This is a genomic window from Mesorhizobium shangrilense, assembly GCF_040537815.1.
GTDB lineage: Bacteria > Pseudomonadota > Alphaproteobacteria > Rhizobiales > Rhizobiaceae > Mesorhizobium > Mesorhizobium shangrilense.
The window spans coordinates 1,091,365-1,106,249 of the sequence record NZ_JBEWSZ010000001.1; the positions used below are offsets into that span (position 1 = coordinate 1,091,365).

The following is a 14,885-nucleotide window of genomic DNA, read 5'->3' on the forward strand; positions in this document are numbered from 1 at the left end:
ACCATAGACTCATCGCAACCTCGGGAAATCCAGACAAATGGGAGATTTGTGATGAGAAGGCTCGTTGCCACAATCATTGTCGCTTGCAGCATGGGCTTTGCGAGCCCTTTGCTCGCAGCCGATCAGGAAAGCTGCAAGGCGCTTCGCCTGTCTGACCTCGGCTGGACCGACATCGCCCTGACCAACGCGACTGTCTCCGCGATCGCCGACGCGCTTGGCTACCACCCGGAGCAAAATCTGCTGGGCCTGAACGTCACCTACGAGATGCTGAAGGCGGGGAACATCGATGCATTCCTGGGCAACTGGCGCCCGGCACAGGATGACGAATTCAAATCCTACTTCGACGATGGCTCGGTGGTGCCGGTCGGAACCAATCTGGTGGGGGCGAAGTACACGCTCGCGGTGCCGACCTATGTGGCCGATGCAGGGGTTCGGTCCTTCGATGACCTGGCCGCGCATGCCGACAAGTTCGGCGGCAAGATCTACGGGATAGAACCCGGCACCAACAAGCCGTTGCTGGACATGGTGGCGGCGGATAGGCACGGGCTGAAACCCTGGGAAATCGTCGAATCGAGTGAAGCGGCGATGCTTGCCCAGGTCCAAAGGAGTATTCCGAAAAAGGACTGGATCGTATTCCTCGGCTGGCAGCCGCATCCGATGAATACACATTTCGACATGACCTACCTGACGGGCGGAGATGTCGAGTTCGGACCAAACTTCGGCGGCGCCACGGTCCGAACAATCGTACGGCGCGATTATCCGGCTAACTGTCCCAACCTCACCCGGCTGCTGTCGAACATCGCCTTCGACATCGACTACGAAAATGCCGGAATGGACATGATCATGAACCAGGGCAAGACGGCCGACGAAGCCGCGCGTGCCATGATGGCTGGTCACCCGCAGATGCTGCAGAAATGGCTGGACGGCGTGACCACCTTTGACGGCAGCCCCGCCTTGCCTGTGGTGCAGGCCGCGATCGGGAAATAGCGAAATGGCGTCAGGATTGATGAGCGCTGCCGTCATGACAGCGCCCGGCCAGCCTATGCGGCTGGCCTGCCTCCCAGTGCCGGAAGCCGGACCCGGCGAGATACTGGTCCGCCTGCAGGCCTGCGGCGTCTGCCACACCGATGTCCACATCTGGGATGGCAGCGTTGTGCCGCCGCATGAGGCGAGGCCGTCCATTCTGGGTCATGAGGGGGTGGGGACCGTCGTGGCACTTGGTGCAGGCGTCACCGGCTGGAACGTTGGCGACAGTGCCGGCGTCCCCTGGCTGCACGACACGTGCGGGCTCTGTGACGAATGCGTGTCCGGCGCGGAGTCCTTTTGCCAGCATCAGCGCGCGCACGGTCTGCAGGTTCCCGGTGCTTTCGCAGAATATGTGGTCGCGAATGCACGCTACGCCGTGCCGCTGCAGCGTGATGTCGATCCCTTGCGGATGGCGCCGGTCATGTGCGCTGGCGTAACCGCCTACGGCGCGATCCGCCGGGCCCAGGTCCGATCGGGTGAAACGGTCGCGATCTTCGGCTGCGGCGGTCTCGGCCTCTATGCTGTCCAGATCGCGGCACGGCAGGGCGCGCGCGTCATTGCGGTGGACCGCGACCCCGCAAAGCTTGCGCGGGCAAGCATGCTCGGTGCTTCGGCGGCTTTTCTTGCCGACGGCACGCTGAATGCCGCCTTCGACGCGGATCATAGGGCGCATGCCTGCATCAATTTCGCACCGACAACCGCGACCTGGAGCGCGATGGTTGCGGCGGTGAGGCCGCGCGGCCGCATCGTGGCCGCGGCCATGGTCTCGCAAGACGTTCCCCTCAACCAGGAATGGCTGACCGCAACCGGCGTCTGCATTACCGGGACGAGTGTCGGCACGCGTGGCGAGATGCAGGAAACGGTTGCCATGCATGTGGACGATCCACTGCGTTCCGAGATCGTCCCTATCAAGCTCGGCGATGTCACGGAAGCCCTGCAGAGCCTGGCTGAAGGCCGGGCCGTGGGCCGTTTCGTCATCGATTTTCGTTGAGACGCCGGCGTGTCCGCGACAGATAATCGGAGGGAGAGATGGATCCGTTCCTGAAACTGATCGGAAGCGCCAAGATTCCGGTAGGGGCTGGCGGAAAGGTCTTCTTTAATTACCTCACCACGAATTTTGCCTGGTTCTTCGACACCATCGCGCAAGGCGCCACATGGATGCTGGACAGCTTGATCGGCGTGTTCCTGTGGTTGCCACCTGAACTGGTGATTGCCGCGATCGCCTTTGTCGGCTGGTATTTCCAGAGGTCCTGGAAGCTGGCGCTCGGCATCACGCTTGGTCTGCTGTTCATCGCCAACCAGGGGCTGTGGAAAGAGTCGATCGAAACTTTGGTTCTTGTTGTAACCGCGACAGCGGCATCGATGCTGATCGGCGTGCCCATCGGTATCTGGGCGGCGCACAACCAGCGCGGCTACCGCTTGCTGCAGCCTGTATTGGACATGATGCAGACGCTGCCCACCTTCGTCTATCTGGTTCCCGTCCTGATATTGTTCGGGCTTGGAATGGCGCCCGGCCTGATCGTGACGGTGATATTTGCCGCGCCGACACCCATCCGGCTGACCTATCTCGGCATCGTCTCCGTCCCCAGGCCGATCCTTGAATCGGGCATCGCGTTCGGAGCCACGAAATGGCAGCTCTTGTGGAAGATCGAGTTTCCCGCCGCTTTGCCCACCATCGTCGCCGGGCTGACCCAGTGCATCATGCTGTCGCTTTCCATGGTCGTCTTCGCCGCCTTGATCGGCGCCAAGGGGCTTGGGGCCCCGATCGTTCGTGCCCTCAACTCGGTCAACGTTCCGCTCGGTCTCGAGGCCGGCCTGGCGATCGTGGTGCTGGCGATCATACTGGACCGGACAAGCCGGATTGGGTCACCGGGCGTGCCATGATGACGGCCCTATGGCCGCAATGGAAGAACGCATTGGCTGTTGCAGCTGCCGTGATCGAGCGCTGCCTCATTCGGCCCGCGAAGTCCGTTCGCGGAACTGTTCGGCCATCCAGTCGATGAACACGCGCAGGCGGGGCGATAGCTGGCGGGTGTGCGAATAGAGCACATGGACTGGCAAGGGTGACGGCGGAAAGTCGGCGAGCACCTCGACAAGGGCGCCGCTGGCCAGTTCCGAAACGACGCGGTATCGCGGTACCTGGATCAGCCCAAGGCCCAGGCATGCGGAGGCGACATTGGTCTCGGGGCCGGTCACGGTCACATTGGCGGGTAGGGTGAACTGGCGGGTCTTTGCGCCGACGCTGAGGACGAGAGGTATGATGTCGGGGGAGTCCGGCGACATCAGCCCGACCATTTCGTGCCCCTCCAGATCGTCTGGCGTTTGCGGCGTGCCAAAGCGGTCGAGGTAGTCAGGGCTGGCGAAGGTGCCTCTTTCCAGCGTCGCCAGACGTCGCCGTATCAATGGGCTGTCCGACAGTTCGCCGGCGCGCAGCAGGCAGTCGAACCCTTCACGGATCATGTCCAGCGGCTGGTGCATCTCGCTGATGTGCAAGCGAATGTCGGGGTACATCGCGCGAAAGCGCGGCAGGCCCGGCAACAGGAAATAGCGCGCTTGGGTGCCGTGCATGTCGACACGGACCAGTCCCGAAGGCTTGGCGCCGACGAAGGCGCCCTCGGCGTCTTCCAGGTCGGCGACCAGGCTGACGCAGCGTTGATAGTAGGCTTCGCCATCCAGAGTTGGGCTGACCTGGCGTGTCGTGCGCTGCAGCAGCCGCACGCCCAGCCGCGCCTCCAGGCCCTTCACCGCATCGGTGACGGATGAACGCGGCAGGCCGAGATCGTCGGCGGCCTTGGTAAAGCTGCGCCGCTCGACGATGCGGATGAAGACGCGCATGGCATCGAAGCGATCCATTATCCGAAATCCCGAATTATGATGTCGGATCATGGCTGATTATCCGCCAGAAGAGAAGATGCATCTTTATCCCATCAGCCACCGATCACCGGTGGCCACCACCAAGGAGAGAGATCATGACCACCCAGACCAATAAAGTAGCCATCATCACCGGCGCCTCGGGCGGCATCGGCGCCGCCGTTGCCGAACGCCTCGCCATGGACGGCTTCACCGTCGTGGTGAACTATGCCGGCAATGCCGCCTCGGCCGAGGCCGTGGTCGCCAGGATCGAAGCGGCCGGCGGCCGGGCCGTCGCGGCGAAGGCCGACATCTCGGATGTCGCCGCGGTCGCCCGCATGTTCGACTCGGCGGAAACCGCCTTCGGCGGCGTCGATGTGCTGATCAACAATGCCGGCATCATGAGCCTAGCGACAATCAAGGACAGCGACGATGCGCTGTTCGACCGCCACATCGCGGTCAACCTGAAAGGCACCTTCAACACGCTGCGCGAGGCGGCACGTCGCCTGCGCGATGGCGGCCGGATCGTGAATTTCTCATCCAGCGTCGTCGGTATGCTGCAGCCGGGCTATGGCGTCTATGCCGCTACCAAGGCGGCGGTCGAGGCCATGACCAGCATCCTCGCCAAGGAACTGCGCGGCCGCAACATCACGGTCAACGCCATCGCCCCGGGGCCGACGGCGACCAAGCTCTTCCTCGACGGCAAGCCGCAAGAGGTGATCGACCGCCTGTCGAAGATGGCGCCGCTCGAACGCCTCGGCCAGCCCCAGGACATCGCCGACGCCGTCGCCTTCCTCGCCGGTCCGGACGGCGCCTGGATCAACGGCCAGACCCTGCGCGCCAATGGCGGGATCATCTGATCCGGCCCTCCATCGCCCTCAGACATACCCGACGCCTCAAACCCAAACCTCAGCCAAGGAGATTTTATCGTGTCCAAGTCCATCATCCTCGTCACCGGCGCCTCGTCGGGCTTCGGCCTCATGACCGCCAAGGCCTTGGCCGAGGCAGGCCACACCGTCTACGCCTCGATGCGCGAGACCAAGGGCCGCAATGCACCCCAGGTCGCCGCCGTCGCCGCTTGGGCGGCCGAACAGAAGGCGGATCTGCGCACCGTCGAACTCGATGTGCAGTCCGACGCGTCGGCCGATGCCGGCATCGCCCACATCATTGCCGATGGGGGCAGATTGGACGTCATCGTCCATAATGCCGGCCATATGGTGTTCGGCCCAGCCGAAGCTTTCACCCCTGATCAGTTCATCCAGCAGTATAACGTCAATGTTCTGGGCGCCCAGCGGGTCAACCGGGCTGCGCTGCCGCATCTGCGCCGTCAGCACAAAGGCCTGCTGGTCTGGGTCGGCTCCTCCTCGACGCGCGGCGGCACCCCGCCATTCCTGGGCCCCTATTTCGCGGCCAAGGCGGCGATGGACGCGCTGGCGGTGACCTATTCCACCGAGCTTGCGCTGTGGGGCATCGAGACGACCATCATGGTCCCGGGCGCCTTCACCAAGGGTACCAACCATTTCGCGCATTCGGGCAAGCCATCCGATGCGGTGCGGGTCGCCGAATATGAAGCCGGCCCCTATGCCGGCATCGCCGACAAGGCGCTGAAGGGGCTGGCGGGACAGGAGCCCGCCGACGCCGATCCGTCGGAAGTGGCGCGGCAGATCGTGCGCGTCGTGGATGCGCCGTTCGGCAAGCGTCCGTTCCGGGTTCATGTCGATCCGTCACAGGACGGCGCGGAGATCGTCAACGGCGTCGCCGACCGCATGCGCCGCGAGATGTACCGCAATATCGACCTCGAAAACCTGCTCCATCCGGCTGTAATCGCCTGAGTTGCGGTTCGCCGGATCGGTCGAAGCAAAAGGGGCTGATGCCGGTGGTGTCAGCCCTTCCGTCGTGACGATCGCCTTCTAGCCGGCACGGTCCGGAACGGAGGACGTGGCGGCGACCTCTATGTCGCGGCACGAGTGTCCCGGATGAGTTCGATGAACGCTCGCAATTTCGCCGGCTGGTGACGTCGTCCGGGATAATAGAGGTTGAGACCGGGATATGGCGGCGTCCAGTCGTCCAGCACCTGAATGAGACGTCCTGCCGCGATGTCCTCGGCGACCGACCATTCGGAGATATAGGCCAGGCCGGCGCCCTCCCGCGCGGCGCGCAACATCAGGTCGCTTTCATCCAGGGTGAGGGAGCCCGGAACGTCCAGGGCCAGACTTTCTCCCCTTCTTTCGAACTCCCACCGGTAGAGCGATCCGCTGGCCATGCGGGCACGGATGCAAGCGTGCCTCATCAGGTCGTTTGGCGTCAGGGGGCGGGGACGCTGTTCAAAATAGGAGGGAGAGCCGACGATGACCGAACGCGTCTGCCGGCTGATCGGTATCGCGATCATGTCGGGCGGGATCATTTCGGCGATCCGCACGCCAGCGTCGAAACCCTGGCCGATCACATCCACCAGCGCGCCTTCGGTGGTCACTTCAACCTGCATCCGCGGGTAGCGGCGCAGGTATTCCAGCACCAGCGGCGCCAGGATCATCCGTGCCGCGCCGAGCGAGGTGTTGAGGCGCAACGTACCGACAGGCTCGGAGCGGTGTCCGTCAACGCCTTCCATGGCGTTGCGGATCGCCGACAGGGCAGGCCCCACTTCGGCGATGAACTGCTCGCCGGCCGCCGACAGAGACACACTGCGGGTGGTGCGATTGAACAGACGCACGCCAAGGCGGGTCTCGAGCGCCGCGATCGACTGGCTGAGCGCCGAGGAAGACATGCCCAATTCGCGCGCCGCAGCCCGAAAACCGCCGCGGCTGGCGACGGCCATTACAGCTTCGAGTTCAATCAGGCTGCCACGTGTCATTGTCCGTATATTCTTATCAGCCTGTGCGGCTTTGGTCACCTTATCGAATTGATGTGCGCGCGCCAAATTAGTCCGGTCAAGAAATATGGAGAACACGACCATGCGCAGCATCGACAAAATCTACATCAACGGCGCCTTTGTCGCGCCACACGGCGAGGAAACCGCCGACCTCTTCAATCCCGCCACAGAAATGAAGATCGGCCAGGTGCGACTGGGCGACGCGACTGATGCCGACGCCGCTGTCGCTGCGGCCAAACAGGCATTCCCGGCCTTCTCGCGGACGACCAAGGCCGAACGCATCGCTTTCCTCAAGCGCCTGCACGCAGCGGTCTCGGCGCGGGCCGACGAACTGGCCCGCGTGATGGTCGAGGAATATGGTGCGCCGCGGTATTTCGTCGGCTTCTCGGTCGCCAATGCGGCATCAGTCTTTCTGGACATGGTCGAGACACTGGAGGCCTACGACTTTACCCGGACCATCGGCCGGGCCGAGGTGGAGATGCGACCGCATGGGGTTGTCGTGGCGATCACGCCCTGGAACAGCAATTACGGTTTCATTTGCACGAAGCTGGCCATGGCGATCGCCGCCGGTTGCACCATCGTGCTCAAGCCCAGCGAGATGAGTGCCATCCAGACCCAGGTGCTGACCGAATGCCTGCATGCGGCGGGTTTGCCGGCGGGGGTGTTCAATATCGTCAATGGCCGCGGAGACGTGGTCGGCGCGACGCTGAGTTCGCACCCGGACGTCGCCAAGATCAGCTTCACCGGCTCCACGGGCGTCGGCCGCTCGATCCTGCTGGCCGCCGCCCAGACCATGAAGCGCGTGACGCTGGAACTGGGCGGCAAGGGGCCGAACGTCATTCTGGAAGACGCCGACCTCGACGCCGCCATCCCGACGGCGCTGATGTCCGGCTTCATGAACAGCGGCCAGGCCTGCATCGCCGGCACGCGTATTCTGGCCCCCGAAAGTCGACTGCCGGAGATCCTGGAGCGACTGAAGACCGCCGTGGCGGCCATCAAGGCAGGTGATCCAAACGAGCCGGGCGTTCAGATCGGACCCATGGTCAGCCAGAAGCAGTATGAGCGCGTGCAGGGCTACATCCGGTTGGGCCTGGAAGAGGGCGCCGATCTGTTGGCCGGCGGCGAGGGGCGCCCGGCGGGCCTGGAGCGTGGCTGGTTCGTGCAGCCGACTATCTTCAGCGGCGTTACCAACCAGATGCGTATCGCCCGCGAGGAGATTTTTGGGCCCGTGCTCTGCGTAATCCCTTATCGGGATGAGGCTGAGGCCGTCGCCATCGCCAATGACACGAGCTATGGGCTGCAGGCCTATGTGCTGTCGTCCGATGCCGACCGCGCACGCGCCTTCGCCGACCAGCTCGATTCAGGTCGCGTCGTCATCAATGGCGCGCCTCACGAACCATTGGCACCATTCGGCGGGTTCAAGCAGTCGGGCATCGGTCGCGAATATGGCGTCTTCGGACTGGAAGCCTATCTCGAGCCTCGAGCCGTGCTCGCCTGAGGGCGCGCTCAGACTGGACCGCTTAATCGTCCCGGCCTGGCAAAGGCTAAGCCGGCAGGCCGGGGCGGTCGAGATTGTTGGGCGACAGCGTGAAAATCTCGCAGCCGGTATCGGTGACGCCAATCGTGTGCTCGTACTGGGCCGACAGCGAGCGATCGCGCGTCACAGCCGTCCAGCCATCCGACAGGACTTTGACGTGCGGCCGGCCGAGATTGATCATCGGCTCGACGGTGAAGATCATGCCCGGCCGCATCTCGACGCCTTCATGGGCGCTGCCATAGTGCAGGATGTTCGGCGCGTCGTGAAACAGCTGGCCGACGCCATGGCCGCAGAAATCGCGCACCACCGAGCAGCGCTCGCCTTCGGCAAAGCTCTGGATGGCGGCGCCGATGGCGCCGGTGCGGGCTCCCGGCCGGATCGCGGCGATGCCGCGCATCAGGCATTCATGGGTGACTTCGAGCAGCCGCTCGGCGGCGCGCTTGATGGTGCCGACCGGGTACATGCGCGAGGAGTCGCCGTGCCAGCCGTCGAGGATGTAGGTGACGTCGATGTTGACGATGTCGCCGTCCTTCAACGGCTTGTTGTCGGGAATGCCATGGCAGACGACGTGGTTGATCGAGGTGCAGGACGACTTCGTATAGCCGCGATAGTTGAGCGTTGCCGGCAGCGCGCCGTGGTCCATGCCGAATTCGAAGACGAAACGGTCGATGGTCTCCGTTGTGACGCCAGGTTCGACCATGGGCACCAGCGCGTCGAGGCAACGCGCGGTAAGGTCGCAGGCCTTGCGCATGCCGGCAAAGCCTTCTTCGCCATAGAGGCGGATCTGTCCGGTGTTCCTGAGCGGTGCGGTGGCGGCGTCGAGATAGGTGACCATTGTGTCCGTCTTGTCGGGTGAGGCCCTCTATATGAGCCGGCGTGAAATTCCCTCCAGATTTGGCACTTGAAGGCAAAAGGTTCAAGGAAGAACTGCCCAGGGCGGCCGAACATGGCGGAGATTCGCGTCCGCCGGCTCGACGTTTGGCCGCTCCCGCCTGGGTTTGCTTTCCTTTCTTGCCCATGTGCGGTACGGCGGGTGAACGATTTTGGAGAACGCGCGCCTTGAGGTTCGAGCGCATCAGGTCATTTGACACGCCGATGACGGCAGCCTGCTCATGTCTGGTGGGCCTGGTGCTGCTCGTTCTGCTGTGTCTCGGCCAACCGGGCGCACCAGCCTTCGCCGGCACCGACACCGGTGGCCCCAGCCTCAGCCTGGAGCAGCATGGCGAGGCCGCGGCGCTGCTGCGCATCACCGGCAAGGTTCAGGCAGTTGAAGTCCGCACCGGCCGATCGGTGTTTGCAAAGTTTGCGAGCGGTAACCCGGCCTTGTTGCCGCCGGAGCCTCAATTCCTCCTGCTTGATCGCACGTCGCTGGTCGAGCGGTTTACCGTGCGCGCGGCCGTTGCCGTGCCGCGGTCGAATGCCAACCGGCCGCGTGCGCCGCCGTCGGTCTGACCGGCACTTTCAGCTTTCACCCATAAATCCTTCTGCGTCGCGGACCGGTGCGGCGGCCCTTGGCCGTGCGTCGGCCACGGGACGCGTCATTCGGACTGCTTTCAATGGAACGTATCAAGACATTCAGGACTCTCTCGCGCGCGGCGACGGCCGCGTTGTTTCTCTCGGTCCAGGCCATCATCTGCATCGGAACCATCTATTGGGCGGTCGCCGAGACACTCCGGCTTTCCGGAACGGGAGCCATGGTTCTCGGTGTCATCTTCGCGGTGCCATCGGCCTATGTCCTGCTGGTGGTCACCCGCATGTGCTATGAAGCGGAGACCGATCCGGCAAACCAGTGAACTGGCCGGATTGCGCCCCCGGTTCGGCGTCAGCCGCCTGGGAAGGCTGGCATGACGTCAGCAGACGACTGTGGAAGGCCACGGCATCGCATTGCGGTGGCCGCAGTGACGACACATTCCTTGCCGAGAAACCCCTTCAGGCAACTTTTTAAGACGAACCGCGTTACGCTCTCGACGTCGGTTCGGGAGACTTGGAATGGACAGATTGCAATTCGAGGTTCCGGTGCGCATCGCGCCCGAACCCGGCCTGCCCGTGGAGGAAATCTATGGCGTCGAACAGGCGCTCGATTTGCTGCAGGACTGGCCGGTTCGCAAGCAAGGGCCAGTCTACCAGAAAGCCTTCAATGCGTGCTTCGGCGCCACGGTGGACGTGGTGAAGACGGAAGACGCATGTCGCGCCTTCATGGCATTCTGCCGGGTCAGCGGGCTGATGGCCCGCGATATGATGACCACCCGCAAGCGCGACAGTGAGGCGAGAGGTCTGCGGGCATAGCTCTGACGCATGACCAACTCGCCTTTTCTGCCTTTGCGGCAAGCGTTGATCACGTTTCATGAATCGTCGTTAAGGATCCGTTTTCACCTTCGCGGCTACGCCAGTGACCGTAGGGCAGCGTTCGATTCGTTGCGTCAGTCTCATGGTGTGAAGATGCATTCAGCAGAAGTGCGAGTTTTTCCGATAGACCGTCAGATCGTCCTGGTTCGCGAGGTCGCGGCCAAGCTCGACAAGCTGCACGGGGACACAGCCACATCATTCTGGAAGGCCACGGCCGGCGAACTCCTTGATCGTGTCGTCGGGTCGGGCAAGGACAGGGCTTCGGCAAGCGATGAAGTCCGTCGCTTCTTCGCCGCTGTTCAACGAGAAATGCATATGTTGACCGGCGACCTCGCCTGAGACGGCGCCGAAACCGCATCAGCGTCGTTTTTCGCCGCGCGGGGATTTCAAATCTTTCTGCTTACGGTCAAGTTTAAGCGGCGGATTGGATTGTCCCATAATGATGAGGTGTGCGCTCAGGTTTATTCGGGCTCATGAATCCGAGACCTGCCGCCCTGGCTATCAGGTTTCGACAATATTATATATTTCTGATGATCTAAGATAAATCCATGGCGCCGAGCGCCTTTCGCGCCATCGGCGTCGAGGATCCATGATTTATTTCAGAGTTATTTTTGATAAATTTAGTAACGCTAGTATTTGTATTTCTTCTGGCAGCTTAGAACCATTATAAAGTGTGCCAGATCGCGAATTTGTGATGCTTCGATCTGTTCGCGTTTCTGCATTTTTCTTGTTGCCTTCGCTCGCAAGGGTGTAGGTGCGGCCCACGCAGCCGGGAAATTGGATGAACGGCTCCAGGGCTTTTGAATGCTGGTTCCTTTCCTCATCATGCTGCGCGAGGGCATCGAAGCAGCCCTTATTGTTGGCATCATCGCGAGCTATTTGCGCCAGACAGGCCGTCGTGCGTGGCTGCCGCTGGTCTGGGTGGGCGTCGGTCTGGCCGTCGCTCTTTCGCTTGGCGTCGGCATTGCATTCGACCTTGCGAGCGGCGAGTTCCCGCAACGCATTCAGGAGATGTTCGAGGCGGCTGTCGGGCTGGTTGCCGTCATCATCCTGACCTCCATGGTGTTCTGGGTGCGGAAGGCGGCGCGCTCGATCAAGGCCGAACTCCATGACTCGATCGACCACGCGCTGAGCACCGGCGATCATCAGTCGATGGCGCTTCTGGGCATGGTGTTTTTCGCTGTTGCCCGCGAGGGGCTGGAATCGGTGTTCTTCCTGCTTGCCACCTTCCAGCAAGGCGCCGAGGTCGGCGTCGGCGCGCCGGTTGGCGCCGTGCTGGGATTGGCTGTCGCCGTCATCGTCGGGTTCCTCATTTATTATGGTGGCGTGAAGCTCAATCTGCGCGTGTTCTTCCGCTGGACCGGCTTCTTCATCCTGTTCGTCGCGGCGGGATTGCTCGCCGGCTCGTTGCGCGCACTGCACGAGGCGGGCCTGTGGAACGGCCTGCAGGCCGCGGCTTTCGATCTCAGTTCCATCTTGCCCATGGATAGCGCGCTCGGATCGGTGCTTGCCGGCATATTGGGCTATCAGGACCAGCCGACCGTCGGTGAAGTGCTGGTCTACCTGCTCTACCTCGTTCCGGCGCTGATCCTTTTTGTTCCCGCGCCACCAGCTCCGGTTTCTTCCCAGCCTGCACCGGACGCTTCGCGCCGTCCCGGCGCCATTTGAGGGCAATGGCGATGTCAGGTGGATTGAAGCAGTCTCAGATCGCCGCCGTCGCGGCTTTCGTGGTGATCGCGGTGGGTGGTGGTTACTACGCCTGGCAAAAGGGTGGTGACACGGGTGCGCCCAGGCCCGTTGCTGGAGCAACCGCACCGGCCAACCAATCGGTTAGTGCGACCCCAGGCAAAGCCACGGAGGCGACGGTTACCGTCAACGCCAGTGCATGCGACCCCGAGGAGATGACCGTGCCGGCGGGCAAGGTGACCTTCTCCATCGTCAACAAGAGCACGCGCGCGCTGGAGTGGGAAATCCTCACCGGCGTCATGGTGGTGGACGAGCGCGAGAACATCGCGCCGGGCTTTACACAGAAGCTGACGACCACGCTTGAGCCCGGCGATTACGAAATCACCTGCGGCCTGCTCAGCAATCCCAAGGGTAAGCTTCATGTCACCGGCACCATGCCGGCTTCCGTGACGCCGAAGCTGGTCGACCTGATCGGGCCGATGGCCGAATACAAGGTCTATCTTGGCGGGAAAGCGGCGGCGCTTGGCGAGGCGACAGTCAAATTCGCCGATGCCGTCAAGGCCGGCGATCTCGACGCCGCCCGCAAGCTCTACGCGCCGGCCCGCGCCCACTATGAGAGCATCAAGCCGATCGCCGAACTCTTCGCCGATCTTGATGCTGCCATCGATGCGAACGCAGGCGCCTATGAGAAGAAGGAAGCAGATCCCAGCTTTGGTGGTTTTCACCGCGTTGAATATGGGCTGTTCGCACAATCGAATACCGCCGGCCTGGCGCCGCTGGCCGACAAGCTCTCCGCCGATATCGCGCAGCTCGGTAACCGGCTGAAGACGCTTACAATTCCGCCGGACAAGATGGCGACTGGAGCCGCCAGCCTCATCGAACAGGTCGCGTCTTCGAAGATTGCCGGGGAGGGCGGTCGTTACAGCCGGACCGACCTGTGGGACATCCAGGCCAATGTCGACGGCGCAAGAAAGATCTTTGATCTCTTGCATCCGCTGCTTGCAAAGGCCGACGGCGCACTGACGAACCGCATCGATGCCGATTTCTCGGCGGCTGGCGCAATTCTGGCCAGGTACCGCGCCGCCGACGGTTCCCTGGCGACCTACGAGAAGGTGTCCGAAGACGACCGCACTGCCTTGCAGCAGGCAATGACTACGCTTGCGAACGATCTCGCAGGGCTTTCCGGCGCCCTGGGGCTGGCTTGAGGTGAAGACCATGGCAGGGAATTCCGTCGACAATACGAAACAATCAGGCATGGGCCTGTCGCTGGACCGCCGTCGTTTGCTTTTGGGCCTGGGCGCTGCCGGTGGGGCGATCGTCAGCGCCTCCGCGGCTCGTGCGGACAGGTGCCCGATGGCGGCTGCCGGCGTTGCGGCCTCACCTCTGCCGACCATTGACGATCGCCAGCCGTTCCATGGCATCCACCAGGCCGGCATCACCTCGTCGCGACCTCCCGCCGGACTGGTGGTCGCCTTTGATGTTCTCGCCAAGAATCGATCAGATCTTCAGCGTCTCATGCATACGCTGACCGACCGGATCGCGTTCCTGACGGAAGGCGGCGCGGCGCCTGTGGGTGAGCTGGATTTTCCGCCTCCTGATTCCGGTCTGCTCGGGCCGGTTGTCTCGCCGGACAATCTCACCATGACGGTCGCCGTCGGCGCGTCACTGTTTGATGATCGTTTCGGCCTTGCTGGCGTCAAGCCGACAAGACTTGCGACGATGCACCAGTTTCCCAATGATGCGCTGGAGGTTGACCGCTGTCATGGCGACCTCCTGCTGCAGATCTGCTCGAATACGGCGGAGACAAACATCCACGCGCTGCGCGACGTGGTGAAACACACGCCCGACCTCCTGATGGTGCGGTGGCAGCAGGATGGTTTCGTGCCGGCGCCGCGCGAGCCCGGCGAGCGCAAGGAAGCGCCGCGCAACATGCTCGGCTTCAAGGATGGCACCGCCAATCCCGATTCGTCCGATGCAGCCTTGATGGACCGGATCGTCTGGGTACGGCAGGACGCGGGGGAACAGCCCTGGGCTGCCGGCGGCACCTACCAGGTGGTGCGCATCATCCGCAATTTCGTCGAGCGCTGGGACCGTACGCGGCTTGTCGAACAGCAGACGATCATCGGCCGCGACAAATATTCAGGCGCGCCGCTGACCATGAAGGCGGAGCGTGACGTTCCCAAATACGCTGATGATCCCAAGGGAAACAACATTCCCCTGAACGCCCACATCCGGCTCGCGAACCCGCGCACGGCGGCGACCGATGCCAATCTGATCCTGCGCCGTCCCTTCAACTTCTCGCGCGGGGTAACCAAGGCGGGACAGCTCGACATGGGTCTTCTGTTCATCTGCTTCCAGGCTGATCTCGATGCCGGCTTCATCGCCGTCCAGAACCGGCTGAATGGCGAGCCCCTAGAGGAGTACATCAAGCCCGTCGGCGGCGGCTATTTCTTCGCGCTTCCCGGCGTGCCGGATCAGCACAGCTATCTCGGCCAATCCATGCTGGAGGCAGCCGGACGTTTCGATCGATCGGAAGAAAATCCTTCAGCAACAAAGAAAGGAGCCTGAAAC

At 62.8% G+C, this 14,885-nt stretch carries 16 protein-coding genes; 13 read left to right on the plus strand and 3 right to left on the minus strand.

Annotated features, from left to right (window positions below):
• Nucleotides 1–51 precede the first annotated feature (51 nt).
• Genes choX through choW form a run of 3 tightly spaced genes read left to right on the plus strand, consistent with a single transcriptional unit; the run spans nt 52 to nt 2,910 of the window.
• Nucleotides 52–987 (plus strand): choline ABC transporter substrate-binding protein, encoded by a 936-nt coding sequence (gene choX / locus ABVQ20_RS05610; RefSeq protein WP_354458556.1) that lies wholly within the window; start codon nt 52–54, stop codon nt 985–987.
• Between the two features lie 4 nt (nt 988–991).
• Nucleotides 992–2,017 (plus strand): alcohol dehydrogenase catalytic domain-containing protein, encoded by a 1,026-nt coding sequence (locus ABVQ20_RS05615; RefSeq protein ID WP_354458557.1) that lies wholly within the window; start codon nt 992–994, stop codon nt 2,015–2,017.
• Between the two features lie 38 nt (nt 2,018–2,055).
• Nucleotides 2,056–2,910: a choline ABC transporter permease subunit gene (gene choW / locus ABVQ20_RS05620; RefSeq protein ID WP_354458558.1), complete on the plus strand. Its 855-nt coding sequence runs from the start codon at nt 2,056–2,058 to the stop codon at nt 2,908–2,910.
• Between the two features lie 66 nt (nt 2,911–2,976).
• Here the strand turns inward: choW and ABVQ20_RS05625 are convergent, their stop codons facing one another.
• Nucleotides 2,977–3,879, minus strand: a complete 903-nt coding sequence (locus ABVQ20_RS05625; RefSeq protein WP_354458559.1) for a LysR family transcriptional regulator — start codon at nt 3,877–3,879, stop codon at nt 2,977–2,979.
• A 116-nt stretch (nt 3,880–3,995) separates the two neighbouring features.
• Here ABVQ20_RS05625 and ABVQ20_RS05630 point away from each other — a divergent pair, with 116 nt between their 5' ends.
• Together ABVQ20_RS05630 and ABVQ20_RS05635 are read left to right on the plus strand one after the other, a co-directional pair.
• On the plus strand, nt 3,996–4,736 hold the full coding sequence (locus ABVQ20_RS05630; protein ID WP_354458560.1) for an SDR family oxidoreductase: 741 nt from the start codon (nt 3,996–3,998) through the stop codon (nt 4,734–4,736).
• Between the two features lie 69 nt (nt 4,737–4,805).
• Nucleotides 4,806–5,708 (plus strand): SDR family oxidoreductase, encoded by a 903-nt coding sequence (locus tag ABVQ20_RS05635; protein WP_354458561.1) that lies wholly within the window; start codon nt 4,806–4,808, stop codon nt 5,706–5,708.
• A 119-nt stretch (nt 5,709–5,827) separates the two neighbouring features.
• Here ABVQ20_RS05635 and ABVQ20_RS05640 read toward each other — a convergent pair whose 3' ends face one another.
• Nucleotides 5,828–6,727, minus strand: coding sequence for a LysR family transcriptional regulator (locus ABVQ20_RS05640; protein WP_354462133.1), 900 nt, complete (start codon nt 6,725–6,727; stop codon nt 5,828–5,830).
• Nucleotides 6,728–6,827: 100 nt separating this feature from the next.
• Here ABVQ20_RS05640 and ABVQ20_RS05645 point away from each other — a divergent pair, with 100 nt between their 5' ends.
• Nucleotides 6,828–8,243, plus strand: a complete 1,416-nt coding sequence (locus ABVQ20_RS05645) for an aldehyde dehydrogenase family protein (protein WP_354458562.1) — start codon at nt 6,828–6,830, stop codon at nt 8,241–8,243.
• 46 nt (nt 8,244–8,289) lie between these two features.
• On the opposite strand, the gene map is transcribed toward ABVQ20_RS05645, so the two are convergent.
• Complete coding sequence (map, locus tag ABVQ20_RS05650; RefSeq protein ID WP_354458563.1) at nt 8,290–9,117, minus strand: type I methionyl aminopeptidase; 828 nt, start codon at nt 9,115–9,117, stop codon at nt 8,290–8,292.
• A 224-nt stretch (nt 9,118–9,341) separates the two neighbouring features.
• Here map and ABVQ20_RS05655 point away from each other — a divergent pair, with 224 nt between their 5' ends.
• From ABVQ20_RS05655 to efeB, 7 genes are all read left to right on the plus strand, one after another.
• A complete protein-coding gene (locus ABVQ20_RS05655) occupies nt 9,342–9,734 on the plus strand; it encodes a hypothetical protein (protein ID WP_354458564.1) in 393 nt (130 codons plus the stop codon).
• A gap of 104 nt (nt 9,735–9,838) precedes the next feature.
• A complete protein-coding gene (locus ABVQ20_RS05660) occupies nt 9,839–10,075 on the plus strand; it encodes a hypothetical protein (RefSeq protein ID WP_354458565.1) in 237 nt (78 codons plus the stop codon).
• A 196-nt stretch (nt 10,076–10,271) separates the two neighbouring features.
• The gene (locus tag ABVQ20_RS05665; protein WP_354458566.1) at nt 10,272–10,568 is read left to right on the plus strand and encodes a DUF982 domain-containing protein; all 297 of its coding nucleotides are present in this window, start codon (nt 10,272–10,274) and stop codon (nt 10,566–10,568) included.
• A 9-nt stretch (nt 10,569–10,577) separates the two neighbouring features.
• A complete protein-coding gene (locus tag ABVQ20_RS05670) occupies nt 10,578–10,967 on the plus strand; it encodes a DUF6074 family protein (protein ID WP_354458567.1) in 390 nt (129 codons plus the stop codon).
• Between the two features lie 465 nt (nt 10,968–11,432).
• On the plus strand, nt 11,433–12,296 hold the full coding sequence (efeU, locus tag ABVQ20_RS05675; RefSeq protein ID WP_354458568.1) for an iron uptake transporter permease EfeU: 864 nt from the start codon (nt 11,433–11,435) through the stop codon (nt 12,294–12,296).
• Between the two features lie 11 nt (nt 12,297–12,307).
• Nucleotides 12,308–13,519 (plus strand): iron uptake system protein EfeO, encoded by a 1,212-nt coding sequence (gene efeO, locus ABVQ20_RS05680; RefSeq protein ID WP_354458569.1) that lies wholly within the window; start codon nt 12,308–12,310, stop codon nt 13,517–13,519.
• 10 nt (nt 13,520–13,529) lie between these two features.
• On the plus strand, nt 13,530–14,882 hold the full coding sequence (gene efeB, locus ABVQ20_RS05685) for an iron uptake transporter deferrochelatase/peroxidase subunit (protein WP_354458570.1): 1,353 nt from the start codon (nt 13,530–13,532) through the stop codon (nt 14,880–14,882).
• Nucleotides 14,883–14,885: the final 3 nt, after the last annotated feature.

Bases quoted from the DNA above. Each gene is read 5' to 3' on its own strand.
- choX (WP_354458556.1), top strand. From the start codon at position 52: ATGAGAAGGCTCGTTGCCACAATCATTGTCGCTTGCAGCATGGGCTTT.
- ABVQ20_RS05615 (WP_354458557.1), top strand. From the start codon at position 992: ATGGCGTCAGGATTGATGAGCGCTGCCGTCATGACAGCGCCCGGCCAG.
- choW (WP_354458558.1), top strand. From the start codon at position 2,056: ATGGATCCGTTCCTGAAACTGATCGGAAGCGCCAAGATTCCGGTAGGG.
- ABVQ20_RS05625 (WP_354458559.1), bottom strand. From the start codon at position 3,879: ATGGATCGCTTCGATGCCATGCGCGTCTTCATCCGCATCGTCGAGCGG.
- ABVQ20_RS05630 (WP_354458560.1), top strand. From the start codon at position 3,996: ATGACCACCCAGACCAATAAAGTAGCCATCATCACCGGCGCCTCGGGC.
- ABVQ20_RS05640 (WP_354462133.1), bottom strand. From the start codon at position 6,727: ATGACACGTGGCAGCCTGATTGAACTCGAAGCTGTAATGGCCGTCGCC.
- ABVQ20_RS05645 (WP_354458562.1), top strand. From the start codon at position 6,828: ATGCGCAGCATCGACAAAATCTACATCAACGGCGCCTTTGTCGCGCCA.
- map (WP_354458563.1), bottom strand. From the start codon at position 9,117: ATGGTCACCTATCTCGACGCCGCCACCGCACCGCTCAGGAACACCGGA.
- ABVQ20_RS05660 (WP_354458565.1), top strand. From the start codon at position 9,839: ATGGAACGTATCAAGACATTCAGGACTCTCTCGCGCGCGGCGACGGCC.
- ABVQ20_RS05665 (WP_354458566.1), top strand. From the start codon at position 10,272: ATGGACAGATTGCAATTCGAGGTTCCGGTGCGCATCGCGCCCGAACCC.
- ABVQ20_RS05670 (WP_354458567.1), top strand. From the start codon at position 10,578: ATGACCAACTCGCCTTTTCTGCCTTTGCGGCAAGCGTTGATCACGTTT.
- efeU (WP_354458568.1), top strand. From the start codon at position 11,433: ATGCTGGTTCCTTTCCTCATCATGCTGCGCGAGGGCATCGAAGCAGCC.
- efeO (WP_354458569.1), top strand. From the start codon at position 12,308: ATGTCAGGTGGATTGAAGCAGTCTCAGATCGCCGCCGTCGCGGCTTTC.
- efeB (WP_354458570.1), top strand. From the start codon at position 13,530: ATGGCAGGGAATTCCGTCGACAATACGAAACAATCAGGCATGGGCCTG.